19 protein-coding genes are annotated in these 16,609 nt (G+C 69.4%); 8 read left to right on the top strand and 11 right to left on the bottom strand.

Going from position 1 to position 16,609, the window contains the following annotated elements:
* Positions 1-57: 57 nt before the first annotated feature.
* The 4 genes from ACL03I_RS10440 (at position 58) to ACL03I_RS10455 (ending at position 2,999) form a co-directional block, all read left to right on the top strand.
* Positions 58-852: a hypothetical protein gene (locus ACL03I_RS10440; RefSeq protein ID WP_356961146.1), complete on the top strand. Its 795-nt coding sequence runs from the start codon at positions 58-60 to the stop codon at positions 850-852.
* Complete coding sequence (locus tag ACL03I_RS10445) at positions 849-2,213, top strand: alpha/beta-hydrolase family protein (protein WP_412805775.1); 1,365 nt, start codon at positions 849-851, stop codon at positions 2,211-2,213. The genes ACL03I_RS10440 and ACL03I_RS10445 overlap by 4 nt, the downstream gene beginning before the upstream one ends.
* 55 nt (positions 2,214-2,268) lie before the next feature.
* Positions 2,269-2,715 carry an SRPBCC family protein gene (locus tag ACL03I_RS10450; RefSeq protein ID WP_412805776.1) on the top strand — a complete coding sequence of 149 codons (447 nt, stop codon included), beginning with the start codon at positions 2,269-2,271 and terminating at the stop codon, positions 2,713-2,715.
* A 65-nt stretch (positions 2,716-2,780) separates the two neighbouring features.
* Positions 2,781-2,999, top strand: a complete 219-nt coding sequence (locus ACL03I_RS10455) for a hypothetical protein (protein WP_412805777.1) — start codon at positions 2,781-2,783, stop codon at positions 2,997-2,999.
* 12 nt (positions 3,000-3,011) lie between these two features.
* Here the strand turns inward: ACL03I_RS10455 and ACL03I_RS10460 are convergent, their stop codons facing one another.
* A complete protein-coding gene (locus ACL03I_RS10460; RefSeq protein ID WP_412805778.1) occupies positions 3,012-3,599 on the bottom strand; it encodes a TetR/AcrR family transcriptional regulator in 588 nt (195 codons plus the stop codon).
* Between the two features lie 108 nt (positions 3,600-3,707).
* On the opposite strand from ACL03I_RS10460, the gene ACL03I_RS10465 reads away from it, so the two are divergent.
* Entirely contained in the window at positions 3,708-4,625 is a 918-nt protein-coding gene (locus ACL03I_RS10465; RefSeq protein ID WP_412805779.1) for an SDR family NAD(P)-dependent oxidoreductase, read from the top strand.
* Between the two features lie 55 nt (positions 4,626-4,680).
* On the opposite strand, the gene gatA is transcribed toward ACL03I_RS10465, so the two are convergent.
* Together gatA and gatC are read right to left on the bottom strand one after the other, a co-directional pair.
* Positions 4,681-6,174 (bottom strand): Asp-tRNA(Asn)/Glu-tRNA(Gln) amidotransferase subunit GatA, encoded by a 1,494-nt coding sequence (gene gatA / locus ACL03I_RS10470; RefSeq protein ID WP_364429299.1) that lies wholly within the window; start codon positions 6,172-6,174, stop codon positions 4,681-4,683.
* A complete protein-coding gene (gene gatC / locus ACL03I_RS10475) occupies positions 6,171-6,470 on the bottom strand; it encodes an Asp-tRNA(Asn)/Glu-tRNA(Gln) amidotransferase subunit GatC (RefSeq protein ID WP_067797657.1) in 300 nt (99 codons plus the stop codon). The genes gatA and gatC overlap by 4 nt, the downstream gene beginning before the upstream one ends.
* A 315-nt stretch (positions 6,471-6,785) precedes the next feature.
* Here gatC and ACL03I_RS10480 point away from each other — a divergent pair, with 315 nt between their 5' ends.
* A complete protein-coding gene (locus tag ACL03I_RS10480) occupies positions 6,786-7,436 on the top strand; it encodes an ACT domain-containing protein (protein WP_355078799.1) in 651 nt (216 codons plus the stop codon).
* Positions 7,437-7,477: 41 nt separating this feature from the next.
* On the opposite strand, the gene ACL03I_RS10485 is transcribed toward ACL03I_RS10480, so the two are convergent.
* From ACL03I_RS10485 to ACL03I_RS10495, 3 genes are read right to left on the bottom strand one after another with little or no spacing between them, the layout of a single operon-like run.
* A complete protein-coding gene (locus ACL03I_RS10485) occupies positions 7,478-8,002 on the bottom strand; it encodes a GNAT family N-acetyltransferase (protein WP_379253350.1) in 525 nt (174 codons plus the stop codon).
* Between the two features lie 50 nt (positions 8,003-8,052).
* Positions 8,053-8,376, bottom strand: coding sequence for a hypothetical protein (locus ACL03I_RS10490; protein WP_355078797.1), 324 nt, complete (start codon positions 8,374-8,376; stop codon positions 8,053-8,055).
* A gap of 19 nt (positions 8,377-8,395) precedes the next feature.
* Positions 8,396-9,640 (bottom strand): AAA family ATPase, encoded by a 1,245-nt coding sequence (locus tag ACL03I_RS10495; RefSeq protein WP_355078796.1) that lies wholly within the window; start codon positions 9,638-9,640, stop codon positions 8,396-8,398.
* Positions 9,641-9,863: 223 nt separating this feature from the next.
* On the opposite strand from ACL03I_RS10495, the gene ACL03I_RS10500 reads away from it, so the two are divergent.
* Both ACL03I_RS10500 and ACL03I_RS10505 read left to right on the top strand, forming a co-directional pair.
* A complete protein-coding gene (locus ACL03I_RS10500) occupies positions 9,864-10,412 on the top strand; it encodes a Uma2 family endonuclease (RefSeq protein WP_355078795.1) in 549 nt (182 codons plus the stop codon).
* A 109-nt stretch (positions 10,413-10,521) separates the two neighbouring features.
* Positions 10,522-10,875, top strand: coding sequence for a hypothetical protein (locus tag ACL03I_RS10505; RefSeq protein ID WP_157170886.1), 354 nt, complete (start codon positions 10,522-10,524; stop codon positions 10,873-10,875).
* On the opposite strand, the gene ACL03I_RS10510 is transcribed toward ACL03I_RS10505, so the two are convergent.
* The 5 genes from ACL03I_RS10510 to ACL03I_RS10530 all read right to left on the bottom strand — a co-directional run bounded on the left by ACL03I_RS10510 (position 10,862) and on the right by ACL03I_RS10530 (position 16,579).
* Complete coding sequence (locus tag ACL03I_RS10510; protein WP_412805780.1) at positions 10,862-11,908, bottom strand: S-adenosylmethionine:tRNA ribosyltransferase-isomerase; 1,047 nt, start codon at positions 11,906-11,908, stop codon at positions 10,862-10,864. The genes ACL03I_RS10505 and ACL03I_RS10510 overlap by 14 nt on opposite strands.
* Entirely contained in the window at positions 11,905-12,600 is a 696-nt protein-coding gene (locus ACL03I_RS10515; protein WP_356961129.1) for an SDR family NAD(P)-dependent oxidoreductase, read from the bottom strand. Before ACL03I_RS10515 ends, ACL03I_RS10510 begins: the two co-directional genes overlap by 4 nt.
* 68 nt (positions 12,601-12,668) lie before the next feature.
* Positions 12,669-14,783, bottom strand: a complete 2,115-nt coding sequence (gene ligA / locus ACL03I_RS10520; RefSeq protein ID WP_356961128.1) for an NAD-dependent DNA ligase LigA — start codon at positions 14,781-14,783, stop codon at positions 12,669-12,671.
* A gap of 193 nt (positions 14,784-14,976) precedes the next feature.
* On the bottom strand, positions 14,977-15,324 hold the full coding sequence (locus ACL03I_RS10525; RefSeq protein WP_412805781.1) for a hypothetical protein: 348 nt from the start codon (positions 15,322-15,324) through the stop codon (positions 14,977-14,979).
* 136 nt (positions 15,325-15,460) lie between these two features.
* A complete protein-coding gene (locus tag ACL03I_RS10530) occupies positions 15,461-16,579 on the bottom strand; it encodes a methionine synthase (RefSeq protein ID WP_355078791.1) in 1,119 nt (372 codons plus the stop codon).
* Positions 16,580-16,609 lie beyond the last annotated feature (30 nt).

Consider the following 16,609-nt stretch of genomic DNA (forward strand, 5'->3'; position numbering starts at 1 on the left):
GCGAAACCTCCCCGGGCGTGAGGCGGGACCGGAAAGCCGGCCCCTAACGTCGTCGCCATGAGCACACCGACCAGCGCCGGGCGCGAGACCCGGTTCGCTTCGGCCGTAGGAGCCCGAAATCATTCCGCCGCAGCCTCTTCCGTCACCGCGCACACGCGACGCTACGCCGCGCTCACCGCGACCGCGCTGACCACCGTGGCGGCGACGGTCTTCCTCTCCCCCGCCCCGCAGGCCGCCGCGGCGGCCGCGCCGATCGAGAGCCCGCAGGCGAGCGCCGCCGTCGCCGAGCTGGCCGCCGGTGGCCCCGACGCGCTCACCGCGATCCCGGCGGACTTCGTCGCGTCGTTCGGTTACCGGCCCAGCACGGTGGACGGTTTGCTGGTCGATCCGGACGGCGACTGCTCGTCCCCGGTGACGCTGCCCGCCGAGTTCGACACCGCGTGCAAGGCCCATGACCTCGGCTACGACCTGTTGCGCTACGCCGACCAGCGCGGCGAACCGCTGGGCCCGTGGGCGCGGCAGGCCCTCGACGCGTCGCTGGACCGGCAGATGCACCAGGCCTGCGCCACCCGCGTGGACCCGTTCTCCCGCGCCCGCTGCGATGCGATGGCATCGATCGCGAACACCGCGGTCGATCTGAACTCGCGGCGGCAGGATTACGGCGTACCGGTGGTCGAGCCCCTGTTCGACGCCGCCGAGTCCGACTCCGCGTCGAGCTGGAAGCTGCTCGGCGTGCTCGCCGCCGGAATCGCCGGTCTGAGCGCGGCTCTCGTCGTCCACAACCGGCGGCGTGGCTCCGGACTCGCGGATTGCCCGCCACCTGCGTCCGTCGCGGCAACGGTGCGGCGATGACGGCGTTCCCGAACCGCCGTCTCCGACTCCAGGCACGACCGCCGCGGATCGGCACCACACTCGGCATCGGGCTCGGCACACTGGCGTCGTTGGCCCCGGGTCTGCTCCCTCGCACACCGGGCGCGCAAGCCGTGCTGACCGGGCTCCTCGCGGCGCTGACGCTCGGCGTGGCCGGAACGCTGCGAATCATCGTGCGGCGAAGGGGTTTCGACTTCGATCGGCACCATGCGTGGCTGCGGCTGCCCCTGCTGATCGCGATATCGGTGCTGGTGGTGGGAGCAGCGGCGAACGCGGGACACTGGCAGAACCGGCTGCGCGCCGCGATGGGCACGCCGCCGATCGGCGCCGACTACTGGGTGCGCTGCGCGCTCGGCGCGGCGCTGGTCGTCGGGCTGTTCGCCGCCGCCACCCGCTCGATCGCCTGGTCTCGGCGGAAACTGGGCTGGTCGCGGGGCGTCTCGCTGGCTGCCGTCGCGGCGGTGCTGCTGTACCTGGTCGGTGTGCCCGCGGTGGTCGGATGGCGGGAGGCGGCGTACGCGCGGGCCAACGCCGAGCTGGATCCCACTCTGGTGCGACCGGTTTCGCACGCCGGGTCGGGTAGCGCGGAGTCGGCGGTGAGCTGGACGTCGCTGGGCGCCGAGGGGCGCAAATTCGTGAGCGACGCGTCGGTGCGCGCCGTGCGGGTCTATGTCGGGGTGGCCTCGGCACCCGACCTGGACAGCCGCGTCGCGCTGGCGATCCGGGAACTGGAACGGTCGGGCGGCTTCGCCCGCTCGCACCTGGTCGTCACGGTGCCCACCGGATCGGGCTGGATCGACGCGAACGCCGTGGCGGGGTTCGATCGGCGCTTCGGCGGTGACGTGGCGCTGGTCGGGCTGCAGTACTCCTATCTCCCGAGCTGGGCGACGTTCGTGTTCGGCCGGGAATCGGCGGTGACGGCCGCTCGCGCCTTGTTCACCGCCGTCGAGCGCCACATCCAAAGCCTCGCGCACAAGCCGAAGCTGTACCTGTACGGGCAGAGCCTGGGCGCTCTGGGCGGCAACGCCGTCTTCGCCGACGACGCCGAGCAGGACGACCGAACCTGCGCGGTTCTTTGGGCGGGTCCACCGGCCGACAATGTCCACCGCGCCGGCGCGACCGTGCTGGCCAATAGCTCGGATCCGGTGATCCACTGGTCGCCTTCCCAGCTGTGGCGCGCGCCCGACCTGACCGGCGCCCGCGTCGACGCTCCGGTTCCGCAATGGCTTCCGGTGCTCAGCTTCGCGCAGACCACCGCCGATCTGCTCGCCGCGCTGCACGCTCCGCCGGGCCACGGCCACCGGTACGGCCAGGATCAAGGGACGGCGATGGGCTCGTGCTGAGCTGTTCGGCACGCCACTCGCCCGCGACCGCCATAGAACATGTTCTAATTTCTTCATGGCCTTCGTCATCGACCTCGCCGCCGACATCGACGCCCCAGCCGACCTGGTGTGGCAGGTGATCACCGACTTCCCGCGCTACGGCGAATGGAATCCCTTCGTCACGGAGTGCCGCAGTTCGCTGGTGCCCGGCGAGCCGATCGACATGCTCGTCCAGGTCTCCGGCTCGAAGCCGCGCAAGCAGCGGGAATGGATCCGCTCGCACACCCGGGGCAGCGAGCTGAGCTACTCGATGAAACCCGTGCCCCTCGGCGCGCTGCACAGCCTGCGCTCGCACACTGTGACGCCGCTGCCGGACAACCGAACGCGCTACGAATCGCACTTCGAACTCGGCGGATGGCTGCACCCCGTGGTCGTCGCCTCGCTCGGCAAGAATCTGCGCCGGGGTTTCGAGGGCATGACCGACGGCATCAAGAAGCGGGCCGAATCGCTGCGCGCTTCCTGAGGGCCGCCGTCCAGCCGTCCGACCGGACCGGGGAAACTGTTGCGAACGCGAAGGAGACCGCCCAGTTGACGGACGATCGATCAACCCCACCCGAGCAGTCTTTCGACGACGATGACTACGACGTCGGCCTGGAAGATCCGGTCATCGAGGGCGACGCGCCGACGACGTGGCAGGAATTCGCCGCGGACGCCCGCACGAGTGGGTCCAGCGATCTCGCGCCGATCGTGCAGAGCCTGGAAGCCGGGGACGCCACCCTCCCGTCCAACGCCGGTCTGATCGAGTAGACACCCGCGGACTCAGGCACGCAGATAGGCCAGCGCGGCGTCGAGGGCGGCGTCGGCATAGTCCTCGGTGAGACCACCGAGGCCAAGGGACCACCGCATCTGCACCGGACCGAGCAGCAGATCGATGGCGAGCTCGAGATCCAGATCCGCGCGCACTTCGCCTGCGGCGACGGCGGCGGCCAAGCGGTCGGCGACAGCGGCGCGCTGGGGCAGCAGCAAACGCTCACGGTAGGCGGCGCCCAACTCGGCGTCCTGCTGGATCTCGATGTACATCGCGCGGAGGAAGGATTCGAACCCCGGATCGGTCAGCGCGACGACCGAACCGCGTAGCAACTGGCGCAGATCGGCGGCGATGTCTCCGGTGTCGGGTAGCGCCGGACCCTCCGGCCCCGAATCGGATTCGAGCATGGCATCGAACACCACCGCCCCCTTCGACGGCCACCAGCGGTAGATCGTCTGCTTGCCGACGCCCGCGCGGGCCGCGATGGCCTCGATGCCCAGTTTCGCGTAGGACACCTCGCGGATCAGCTCGGCGGTCGCGGCGAGTATCGCCGCACGGGAGCGCTCGCTGCGGCGCGCGGCGGTGGGAGTCTCGGGCATGCCGCGACAGTAGCAGATGACGAGACGAAACGTCTCGTCTTGACAAGGCGCGAGCGACTTGGCACGGTATCCGACGAGACGGAGCGTCTCGCGACGAAAGGATCGCCCATGACCAGAACGTGGTTCATCACCGGCGCAGGCCGCGGACTCGGCCGCGCCTTCACGACGGCCGCGCTCGCCGAGGGGGATCGCGTCGTCGCGACCGCCAGAAACCCGGAGACCCTCGCGGGCATTGCCGACGACCGTCTCACCGTGTTGCCCTTGGACGTTCGCGACCGCGCCGGCGTGATCGCCACCGTGGACAAGGCGTTCGCGCTGACGGGCACGATCGATGTGCTGGTGAACAACGCGGGTTACGGCTTGGTCGGCGCCGTGGAGGAACTGACCGAGACGCAGATCCGCGACCAGATGGACACCAACTTCTTCGGCGCCCTCTGGGTTTCCCAAGCGGCGGTACCCCATCTGCGCACGCAGGGTTCGGGACACATCGTGCAGATCTCCACGGTCGGGGCCGTGGGCAGTCTGCCCCTGTTCGGACTGTACAACGCGAGCAAGTGGGCACTGGAGGGATTCAGCGCCTCGCTCGCGGACGAACTGCGCCCCTTCGGCATCCGGGTCACGCTCGCGCAGATGGGCGGCTTCGATACCGACTGGGCCAAGTCGAGCATGCGATTCGCCAGCGGCATTCCCGCCTATGCGCAGTTGCGCAACTCCATCCTGGGTATGCCGGACTACCCGGCCGAAGCGACTGCGGCTCCGGCGACCGGAACGACGTCGACCGAAGCCGGGCCGGGAAACACATCGAACGAGCCCACCGCTTCGGTGGAGCCGAGCGCCGACACCGAGTCCGAATGGATCGAAGCGCCCCCGGAGGTCGGCGCAGCGGGCCTGATCGAGTTGGTGAACATGGCGAACCCCCCGCTACGCAAGATCATCGGGCCCGGCGCGCACCAGATGGTCGCACTCGCGCTGGATCAACGCCGCGACGACTACGCCAGCGACCCCGAATTCGTCTGGCCCGCCTGATTACTCACCGAGCCGCTCGGTATCGCGTGCGCGGAAACCGAGCGGCTCGGCGATATCACGCGACGGGACCGCGGGCGGCCTCGTAGGCCGCGCCCACCCGGTAGAGGCGATCGTCGGCGAGGGCGGGGGCCATGATCTGGAGGCCGACGGGCATGCCGTCGTCCTTGCTCAGCCCGGAGGGGACCGACATGGCGGGGTGACCGGCCAGATTGGTCGGGAGGGTGCACAGGTCCGACAGGTACATGGCCAGCGGATCGTCGACCTTCTCGCCCAGCTTCCACGGCGTGAACGGGCTGGTCGGCGAGACGAGCACGTCGACCTGCTCGTAGGCCTTGTCGAAGTCGCGGGCGATCAGCGTGCGCACCTTCAGCGCCTGGCCGTAGTAGGCGTCGTAGTAACCCGCCGACAGCGCGTAGGTGCCGATCATGATGCGCCGCTTGACCTCGGGGCCGAACCCGGCCGCGCGCGTGGCCGCCATGACCTGCTCGGCGCTGTGCTGACCGTCGTCGGCGACGCGCAGGCCGTAGCGCATCGCGTCGAACCGCGCGAGGTTCGACGACACCTCCGACGGCATCACCAAGTAGTAGGACGACAGCGCGTATTCGAAGTGCGGACAGGACACTTCGATCACTTCGGCGCCGAGATCCTTCAGCACCGCCACAGCGGCGTCGAAGGAGGCGAGCACGCCGGGCTGGTAGCTGTCGGAGTGCAGTTCCTTCACCACGCCGATCTTGACGCCGCGCAGATCGCCCTGCGCCCCGGCGCGCGCGGCGGCCACCACCGGCGGCACCGGCACGTCGCGCGAGGTGGAGTCGCGCGGGTCGTATCCGGCGATCACCTCGTGCAGCAGCGCCGTGTCCAGCACCGTTCGACCGCACGGACCGCCCTGGTCCAGCGACGACGCGCACGCGACCAGGCCGAAGCGCGACACCGTGCCATAGGTGGGCTTGGTGCCGACGGTGGCGGTGACGGCCGCGGGCTGGCGGATCGATCCGCCGGTGTCGGTGCCGATGGCCAGCGGGGCCTGATGGGAGGCCAGCGCCGCCGCGGAGCCGCCGCCCGAACCGCCCGGGATGCGGGTGGTGTCCCACGGGTTGCGGGTGGGACCGTAGGCGGAGTTCTCGGTGGAGGAGCCCATGGCGAACTCGTCCATGTTGGTCTTGCCGAGGATCGGGATGCCCGCCGCGCGCAACCGCGTGGTGAGGGTCGCGTCGTACGGCGACACCCAACCCTCGAGGATCTTCGACGCACAGGTGGTGGGCATGTCCGTGGTGGTGAACACGTCCTTGAGCGCCAACGGAACTCCGGCCAGCGGCGAGGCGGGCTCGGCGCCGGAGGCGATCGCGGCGTCCACCGCGGCCGCGGCCTCTAGCGCCTGCTCTCCCGCGACGTGCAGGAAGGCGTGGTACTCGCCGTCGACCGCGGCGATCCGGTCCAGGTGCGCCTGGGTGACCTCGACCGAGGACAGCTCGCGGCCGTGGATCTTGTCGGCAAGCTCGGCCGCCGACAGCGTCGTCAAGACGGAATCGTGATGCGATGCTGCGCTCATTCGCCCTCCCCCAGAATCTGCGGCACCATGAACCGCTGCTCGTCCACGGCGGGCGCGCCCGACAGCGCCTCCCGCGGGGTCAGGCCCGGCACCACCTCATCGGGACGGGTCACATTGGTCGCCGGGTTCGGCGACGCCGTAGCCGGGACGTCGGCGGCGGCTACCTCGGAAATGGTCCGCACGTGGCTCAGGATCGAATCCAGCTGTCCAGCGAACTGATCCAGTTCCGCGTCGGACAGCGCGAGCCGGGACAGCCGGGCGAGGTGTGCGACCTCGTCGCGGGAGATGGCGGGCACCGCGGGACCCCTTTCGGCTTCGTTATCAACAGTGCTCAACCCACACAGCCTAGCCACCGGGGACCGGGTCACCACCCGGCACCCGGGCTTCGTCGGCGCGGCGGAGGAACCATCGCCCAGCAGGCCCCCGGCAACCCCCTCCGGCGCGCGACACGGCCGCTCGGACTAGCCCGACACGCCGGTTTCGCGCGAATTCATCGAGTGGCGCGCGTCACTCGCCGGTCTTCGACTCGATAACCGGCCGTAAGGGGTGTAAGTATTGCGTCACCCGGGTATCCGTTCAGAGCCTCGGCCGCCCTAAGAAAGGAAACGCACGTGTCGTATCTGCTCCGCGTGCAACTTCCGGATCGACCGGGAAGCCTCGGTGCGCTCGCCCTCGCACTCGGCTCCGTCGGTGCCGACATCCTCTCGCTGGACGTGGTCGAGCGCGGCGCGGGCTACGCCGTCGACGATCTGGTCGTCGAGGTGCCCTCCGGCGCACTCCCCGACACCCTCATCACCGCCGCCGAATCGATCGGCGACGTGCACGTGGACTCGATCCGCCCGTACTCCGGCGTGCTCGACACCCATCGCGAACTCGAACTCATCGATCACGTGGCCAGCGCTCGCGACGACCGGATGCAGGTGCTGGTGGACGGTGTGCCGCGGGTGCTGCGGGTCGGCTGGAGCACGATCATCGACATCGGGCCGCACGGCGCCTACCGGGTGGTCGGCAGCCCGAGTGCGCCACAGACACAAGCGGGTTCGGCACCGTGGATGCCACTGGAGAAGCCGACGGTGCTCGACCCCGAAGCCGACTGGGTGCCCGAGATCTGGCGGGACATGGACACCAAACTCGCCGCCGCTCCGCTCGGCAACACCGGCAAGGTGCTGCTGCTCGGCAGGCCGGGCGGCCCCGACTTCCGGCCCTCCGAGGTGGCCCGGCTCGGCTACCTCGCCGGGATAGTCGCCACCGTCCTCGGCTGATTCACAAGCGGCGCAGCGGATTCCGCGCCGCGGACGACTACCTAGGCGGAATCGCCAGAAGGGCCGAGCGGTAGCCGGAGCACATGCAGCAGCTCCCCCGCGGGAGTACGCCAGTCCCGGCTCGGTACGGGGAGGAAGCCGAAGCGATCGTATATCCGCCGGGCGTCGACCATGGCGGCCATGGTGGTGAGGGCAACCGCCGCGCAACCTTCCGCGCGGGCGAGATCGAGCACGCTGCGCACCAGTGCCGTCCCGGCGCCGAGTCCGCGCGCGGTCTTCGCGACGGCGAGCATGCGGAACTCGAGTTCACCCGGCAGCGCGATCTCCGCGTACGGATTACCCGCGGGCGCGACCGTCAGCGAGCCGACGATCCGGCCCGCGTGCGTGGCGACCAGGACCCGGGCCGAGGCGGCGCGGCGGGCGGTGTCGGCCAGCTCGCCCGCGTACCAGCTGCCCGCTTCCACGTAGCTTTCGCCGACGTAGACCTCCACCGTCAACTCGCCGATCGTCGCGTACTCCTCGGGCCGCGCCGCCCGGACGACGACACCCGCGTCCCGCTCATCCATACCCGGCATGATGCCATCGACCATAGTGTGGGCTACGGCACGGCGACCGCTCAGCCGGGACGAGAAATCTGCCAGCGGTCGGGCTTGCCCGCCGGATAGACGACGGTGAGCAGGTCGCCGATCGACGGCCAGGAACTCGTGTCCCAGGCGAAACGGCCGTACACGACCTTGCCGGAGACAGAAGGACCGCTCAGATTCCCGGTGATGGTCACGTACTGTTCGCCCGTCGCGTCGGGGCGCGGGCTCACACCGGTGACGTACAGCGTCCCCTCCTCCGGGTTCGCCGGGCGGTAGCCCCGCTTGCCGCGGATGGTGAACACGATCAGCGACACCAGCACCGCGGTCAGGGTTACCAGCGCGACGAACTCCAACATGCCCCCATGCTAAGTCGCGTCACACCGGCGTGAGCTCGCTGGCGCCCTGAGCCGTGCGCCGGACCTGCCAGACCGATGTGCGGGTGCGTTGCGATCGTCCGTTGCCCCGATCGATCAGCGTCCGATTGTTCGTGGTGAAGATCAACTGCGCCCCGCGCGCATTCGTCTCCGGATTCTGGAACAGCTGGATCAACCGATCGGTCTCCTCCGCGGGCAGGCACGCGCCGATGTCGTCGACGGCGAGTACACGGCCCTCGTCCAGCGCGTCGAGCATGGCGGGCAGGACCCGCAGCAACGACAGCGTGGCGGAGGATTCGTCGCCGATCCCGAACGGGGCGTCGATGCCGTCGTGCACCAGGCTCAGGCCGACGCCGCGCCGGGCCACCATGCGCGTGTACAAGGCGTCACGTGCGGCCTTCAGATTGGTCAGCTCACGTTCGAGCAGCACCGGGGTCAGGCCGTTGTCACGCAGCAACTGGTCAGCGTGGCCGGGCGAGGAGGCGCACAGATCGATCTGTTTGCCGAGACCGGCGATGTCGGCGTCCAGATCACGCAGGTAGTCGGCGTACAACGGGTCGTGTTCGGCGACGAGCAGGTCGGTGATGCCCAACTCGGCCGTACGCAGCAGCATCAGCAGCCGCGCCGCGTTGTCCGGGGATCGGGAGATGTGACTGCCCAGCCGATGGGCGATGGCGTCGGGTTCGGCGGGACCGCGCTGCACTTCGAGCATGGAATCGAACCAGCGGTAGGCGGGCACGAGCGCGTCGGAGTACATCTGACCGGCGAGGCTGAGCAGCAACGCGTTCGGACGAACCAGCGGAGCCAGCGCGGTGATACCGTAGCGCGCGGCCTCGAACATCGGGCCGATCTTGATCTGTTCCCCGTTGCGCTCGAACACGATTCGCTTGCGCGAGCGCGGATGGGTGTGCAGCCATTCCGCCGTCACGTCGGCGTTGTCCAGCCGGAACCCGTAGGTGTACGGCACGCCCTCGGCGACGAACGCCGCCACGAACTCCGAAGGCCGGTCCGGGAATCCGAGGTGCGGCGCCCGCACCGGGCCCGCGTACGGGTCCCACCCGGTCACCGAGTGCAACACCGCGTCGCGCATCTGCCCGAGCGCATCGATCAGGTTCGTCTTGCCCGCAGCGGCGCCGCCGTGCACGGCGGTCACCGGCACCGCCACCGGCCCGCTTCCTCTGGTGAGCCGCAACTCCTGCTCGTCGGCCAGCGATCTGTGATTGGTCACCTGAAAACTGCGCAGCATGCCGCCATACTTCCGTCTGTGGCATGGGTGGGCGACATCAGGCCGGTAGCGTCCGCGATCCGCGCCTGATCTTGCCCCACGTCGGCGACACGCGCACCGAGCCCACACACGGTTCGCCGAAGGTTCGAACGTCCGCCCTCTCTTTGTTCGATCACGAGCATTACCTGGGCGGACAGGTCTGCGACCGATGGCTGCGCGATCGGCGGCACGGTACCCTGATCGCATGACCGAGGCTTCGATCGCCTACCGCTGGACGCGCAGCGAGTTCCTGCGCGCGTGGGAGGCGGGCGCGTTCGACCATCGTGTCGAACTCGTCGAGGGGGAGGTATGGCCGGTGGTTATCGGGTCGTGGCACGGCCGAGCGGTGTTTCGCATCGCGCGGGAGCTTCCGACCAAGGGGGTCGAGGTGACCAGCGAGACGCTGCCCACCGCCCAGTCGCTACCCGATCCCGACTGCTGGGTACTGCGGGCAGACGCGGATCAGGTCGATTTGATCGGTTCGAAAATCGCTGTGTGGGATCCGGCTGATGTGCTCCTGGTCATCGAAATCTCCGACGAAACGGTGATGCAAGACCTCGGAGTCAAAGCGAAACTGTATGGCCGCGCCGGGTATTCGACCTACTGGGTAGTCACGAGAACCGTGATCTACGAGCACACCGAACCGATACCCACGGGTTACCGGACTCGCAAAGAGTACCGGCCCGGCGACCACATCCCGGTCCGCTATGCGGACACCACCATCGCCGTCGACAACCTGCTGTTTCCGGAGTAGCTCGACAGCAGTCGCCAGGACAGCAGGCGTGATAGCGGGTTAGCATGCCTGCACGCTGCGGTCTTGCCGCGGCGTACTGCCGAAGTTGTTCGATGGGATGAGGGTAACGATGGGATCGACGGTTCGTCGCGTAGTGGTCGGAGGCTCCGCCGTCGCCGCGCTCGCGCTGGGCTCGCTGACCGTGGCGCCGGAGGCGGTGGCGGACGCGCCGTGTCCGGAGGGCACCGCACGCGTGTTCCTGGCCAACAGCACGAACACCTGCCAGGGCGGAGGGACGGTCAGCTACGACCCGCCCGGCGTGGTGTCGAAGGTGTGCTCGACGGCGAGCGCCGACGTGTCCGCCGAGGCGACGTTCAAGAATCGCCGCGGCAAGATCATCACCCAGAAGCTCGACCTGAGCGACGGCCGTTGCGGGCGATTCGACATCGCGGGCCAGCTGGGCGCCACGGTCACGGTCCACTGAGCGGGCCACGCCCGAACAGCAGAGCGCTGTCGCCGAACTCGTGCCACAGGTAGCCGGTGTCCACGGCGGCGGCATACGCGGCGGCGACGGTTTCCTCCCCCGCCACTGCTACCAGGAGATCCAGGTGTGACGCGCCGGGCGCGTGCCAACCGGTGATCAGACCATCCACCACACGAGCCGGTCGCCGTGCGCCGAGCACCAGGTCGGTCCACCCGCGCGACGCGTGGACGAGTCCCGCCGGGTCGGCGGCGGTCTCCAACGCCCGCGTCACCGTCGTGCCCACCGCGACAACCCGCCCACCGGCGGCTTTCGTGTCGTTCACCAGCCGCGCCGTCGAGGCGGCAACGGCGAACCGTTCCGGGCTCGGCGGTTCCCCGGCCTCGGGCGAGGAGACGCCGGTATGCAGGGTGATCGGCGCGAGAGCAACCCCTGCGGTGATCAGATCCAACACCACACGCTCGGTGAACGGCCGTGCCGCGCTCGGCATTTCCGCGCTGCCCGGCACCCTGCCGAAGACCGTCGTGTAATAGGCCGCCGACCACCGCTGCGGCACATAGGCATACGTGATGGGGCGGCCGTGTGCGGCGAGCAACCCGAGCACGTCGCCGGTGACGTCCGCACTCCAGAGACGACGTCCGCCGGGAAGCCAGGGCGCCCGCAGTGTGGCCGTCGCACCCGGCAAACGCAACACGGTCCCGGCCGAGAGCCCCTCGGACGGATAGGGAGTGCGTTCGGTGGTCCGGACCTCGACCACCCAGCGGCCGTCGTCCAGCCAGGTGGAGAAATGCAGCACGACCGGCTCGCCGTCCATCGTGGCGTCGACCGCCGACGACATGGTCGCCGAGTTGTTCACCACCAGAAGGTCGCCCGGGCGCAGGCGGTCGGGCAGCTCTCGGAATCGGGCGTGCGTCAGACCGTCCTCGACGACGAGCAAACGGACCTCGTCGCGCGCCATCCCTCTCGCCTCGGGCGGGAGGGTGGCGTTGCGATCCGGGGACAGATCGAAGAACGGCAGTTCGGTCCGCACCGTCATGACGCCCGCCCGGCCACGAAATCCGCGGCGGCATAACGCCCGCTCTTCGGCTTCTCGGCGAGCAACCGCAGCAGCGCGGGCACTACTGTCGCGGGCTCGGGCCGGTCGGAGATGTCGACGCCGGGAAACGCGGCCTGATGCATCTCGGTACGCATGTCGCCGGGATCGAACGCGTAGATGGACAGGCCCGGATGTTCCGCACCGAGGATCGCCGTGAGCTGGTCGAGCGCTGCCTTCGACGAACCGTATCCACCCCACGTGGGATACGGCTCAACCGCGGCGTCGGAGCTGATGTTCACCACAACGCCGTCCGGCCGCAGCAGCGGCAGCACGATGCGCAGAATCGCCAGTGGCGCGACCACATTCGTGCGCAAGACGCGCTCGAACTCGTCGAGTGGATAGTCCGCGAGGCCCAGCAACGGACTCGGCCCGAGACGGCTGGCGTTGTTCACCACCAGGGCGAGTTCCCCCGCACCGCGCGCGGCGTCCGCCAACCTGGCGCGATCCGCCGGATCCGTGACGTCGCCGGGGACCGCCTGGAACGACGGCCCGAGTTCGGCGGCCACCCGCGTCAACCGGTCGGCACGACGCCCGGTCCCCAGCACCCGCCACCCTTGTTCGATCAGCGCCCGCGCGAGCGCAGCGCCGAATCCTGCCGATGCGCCGGTGATCAGTGCGGTAGGACGAGACATGATGACCTCCTGGTAGTCGCCTACCAGTCGATCCTCATACCTCAACGTATCTTCAGGTCAAGCGCCGATCACTCCTCGGCTTCGGCGTCCTCCGCGGCCGTCTCCGGCGTGACCGCCTCGGGACCACCGGCCAGCAGCCGCTGGAACCCCTCCTCGTCGAGAATCGGCACACCGAGTTCCTCCGCTTTGGCGGCCTTGGACCCCGGCGCGTCACCGATCACCACGAACGCGGTCTTCTTCGAAACCGAACTGGCCGCCTTGCCGCCGCGCACCAGGATCGCCTCCTTGGCGCCGTCGCGGGTGAAGCCTTGCAGCGAACCGGTCACCACGATGGACAGACCCTCCAAGTTGCGCTCGATGGATTCGTCCCGCTCGTCTTCCATCCGCACACCCGCGGCCCGCCACTTCGCCACCACGGCGCGGTGCCAGTCGACGGTGAACCACTCCGCCACCGCGGCCGCGATGGTAGGGCCCACGCCGTCGGCGGCGGCCAATTCCTCGACCGACGCCGCCTCGATGCGGTCCAAGCTGCCGAACTCGGCGGCGAGCGCCCGCGCCGCGGTGGGGCCGACGTGCCGGATGGACAGGCCGACCAGCACCCGCCACAGCGGCCGGTTCTTGACCGCGGCCAGGTTCTCCAGCAGCCGCTTGCCGTTGGCGGAGAGGCTGCCGTTCTTGTTGGCGTAGAGGGACGTGGTGAGCAGCGTCGCCTCGTCCAGGTCGAACAAGTCGCCCTCGTCGGTGATGGCGCCGGACTTCAGCAGATCGATCGCGCCTTCGTAACCGAGGGCCTCGATGTCGAAAGCGCCGCGGCCTGCCACGTGGTAGACGCGCTCGCGCAATTGGGCCGGGCAGAACTGCTGGTTCGGGCAGCGGATGTCGGCGTCGCCCTCCTTCTCGGGGCGCAGTTCGGTGCCGCATTCGGGACAGTGCGTCGGCATGACGAACTCGCGCGCATCTTCGGGGCGCGCGTCCACCACCGGCCCCAGCACCTCGGGGATCACGTCACCCGCCTTGCGGATGGTGACCGTGTCGCCGATCAGCACGCCTTTGCGCTTGACCTCGGCCGCGTTGTGCAAGGTGGCCATCGCGACCGTCGACCCCGCGACCGACACCGGCTCCATCACCGCGAACGGCGTCACCCGCCCGGTGCGGCCGACGTTCACCTGGATGTTCAGCAGCTTGGTCGTCGCCTCCTCGGGTGGGTACTTGTAGGCGATCGCCCAGCGCGGAGCCCGCGAGGTGGAGCCGAGGCGGCGTTGCAGCGCGGTCTCGTCGACCTTGATCACCTGGCCGTCGATCTCGTGCTCGATGTCGTGCCGGTGCTCGCCCCAATACGCGACCCGCTCGATCACCGCGTCGATGCCCTGCACCCGTCTGGTGTGCTCGGACACCGGCAGGCCCCACGCGGCGAGCGCGCGGTACGCCTCGTATTGCGAGGTCGGCGTGTAGCCCTCGATCCGGCCGAAGCCGTGACAGATCATGCGCAGCCTGCGCCGCGCGGTGACCGACGGATCCTTCTGCCGCAGCGAACCGGCCGCGGTGTTGCGCGGGTTGGCGTAGGGCGGTTTGCCCTCGGCCACGATGGCGGCGTTGAGCGTCTCGAAATCCTCCAGCCGGAAGTACACCTCGCCGCGGACCTCCAGTAGTCGCGGGATCGGGAACTCGTCGCTGGGGTTCAGCTCGCCGGGGATGTCATCGATGGTGCGCGCGTTGAGCGTCACGTCTTCACCCGTGCGTCCGTCGCCTCGGGTGGCGCCACGGACCAGCCTGCCGTTCTCGTAGACCAGGTTCAGCGCGACGCCGTCGATCTTGACCTCGCACAGATAGTGCAGGTCCGGCCCGGTCTCCGCCTCCACCCGGGCGGCCCAGGCGCGTAGTTCGTCGACGTCGAACACGTTGTCCAGCGACAGCATCCGCTCGAGATGGTCGACGGCGGTGAAATCGGTCGCGAACCCACCGCCGACCAGCTGGGTCGGCGAGTCCGGCGTGCGCAGGTCCGGATGCTCGTCCTCCATGGCCTGCAACCGCCGCAACAGCGCGTCGAACTCGCCGTCGGAGATGATCGGCGCGTCCCGGACGTAGTAGCGGAACTGATGCTCACGCACCTCGTCCGCGAGTTGCTGCCAGTCCACCCGCTGCTCTGGCGTCGCCGGGGCCGCCGCGCTCTCGCTGTCACTCACCCATCGCACATTAGCGGAGGCCACCGACAGGGAGCCGCCGTGTTCGCGCACGTCGCCGCCCTGGCAGACACGAATTCCGGCCGGTCCGTTTCTCGGCGCGAGCACAGCGTTCCGGCGGTGTGGCGGCATCGACGCGCGGCATGCCCGTCTCGACGGTGTGGCGCCCGCACCGGCAGATCGAGTTCTAGAGCTGTCATCCAGGCGAACAGACCTGACCCGAAGGTCCGGACAATATGATGACGAAGCCGAACCCACACATCATGGCGAAAACTCCGGAGCCGCTCGACAAGAATCGAAGTCGGCTGATCCGATGGCGATGAGCCGACAGATCAGCCAGCAGAGCGAACCCGGCGACCAGCATGGTGCTCGCGCCGGCGATTTGAAAACCTTGCGCCGCTCTGAACGCCCCTTCGCGTGCGGCGCTATCGCAGTAATCCATGAGCCCGTCGGTGAAAAGTAAATATCCACCCAGGTAGATGGCCGGGCCGAGCAGGATCGAGCCGACGGCATAGATCATCGCCAGTACGACCGGACGTTCCAAGGGCTGCACCATACGCACCGTAATTCACCGCCAGCACTGGCGATCCCCAGATCAAAGCCTTCCCGAACTGCCCGCGACCGAGCTTGTTCCCGTCACGAAACTGATCGGCCTGGGCGGGGATTTGCGTCCGGGAACGTCAGGAGAACGAAAGCTCCTCCGGCTCTTCGGCATACGCGCGCGCGACGTCCGCGGCCAAGCGCAGCGCTCGTCTGCTCCACTCCAGCGGCGCGCCCGCCAGTCCGCATGCCGGGCTGACCGCGACCCGCTCCGCCAGCGTGCGGCGGCCGAAGCCGAGCCGATCGATCAGCCGCACGCCCGGTTCGGCGAAGGTACGCCAGGTGACCGTCGTGGCCGGCGCCTCGGTGGGGACGACACCGAGCACCAGCTGCTTGCCCGCTTCCATGGCCTCCCCGATCTCGTCGAGTTGCCCGGTGCCGATGATGCTCAGATCGAACCCGATCCCCGCGGCGGCGCTACGGCGCAGCGCACCGAGCGCGGGCGGCTCGGCGCAACTGTGCACCAGCACCGGCGCGGACTGTGCGGTGATCACCGCGTCCAGCACGGCCAGCGCTTCCGGTTCGGGCAACGCGCGCACGGTGTTCAGCACGCTCACCCCGCGCAGGGAGCCGTCCAGCACGGCGGTCAGCGACGGTTCGTCCAGCTGCACGACGACCTGCGCGCCGAGCCGCTTGCGCACCTCCGCCACGTGCTGCGCCAGCCCCTCGGCCAGGGACTCCGAGAGGTCGCGCACCGCGCCGGCGTCGGTGAGCACGCGATGACCGCCGGGCAACTCGACCTGCGCGGCCAGCGTCAGCGGGCCCGCCGACTGCACCTTCACCGTCCGGCCGCGACCGGACAGGCCTGCGTTCTCCCACGCTTCCTCGAGCGCGTCCAGATCGGTCCGCAGCAGGTCATGGGCGCGTCGCGAGACCGAACCCGGGCGCGGCGCCAGTCGATAGCCCCTGGAGGTGGTGTCGAAACGCAGATCGACCAGCAACGCGGAGGCGCGGCCGACCAGGTCCGCGCCCGCGCCCCGACCGGGCAGCTCCACCAGGTGCGGTAACTCACCGAGTTCGCCGACGATGGTCGCTGCGGCCTCGCGCGGGTCGGTGCCCGGCCAAGAGCCGACGCCGGTGGCGACGCCGCCTCGCAAGCGCACCGGCTCGGCGGTCACGTCCGGCCCGCCATCTCGCGTCACGTCATCCGTGCCGGTCTCGTACACCGTTGCCGCACTCCATCCGATCGATTCCGCCATTACGGGACCCGCCGTTCTCGACGGTCACAG

The sequence above is a fragment of the Nocardia sichangensis genome, from assembly GCF_047200615.1.
Lineage (GTDB): Bacteria > Actinomycetota > Actinomycetes > Mycobacteriales > Mycobacteriaceae > Nocardia > Nocardia sichangensis.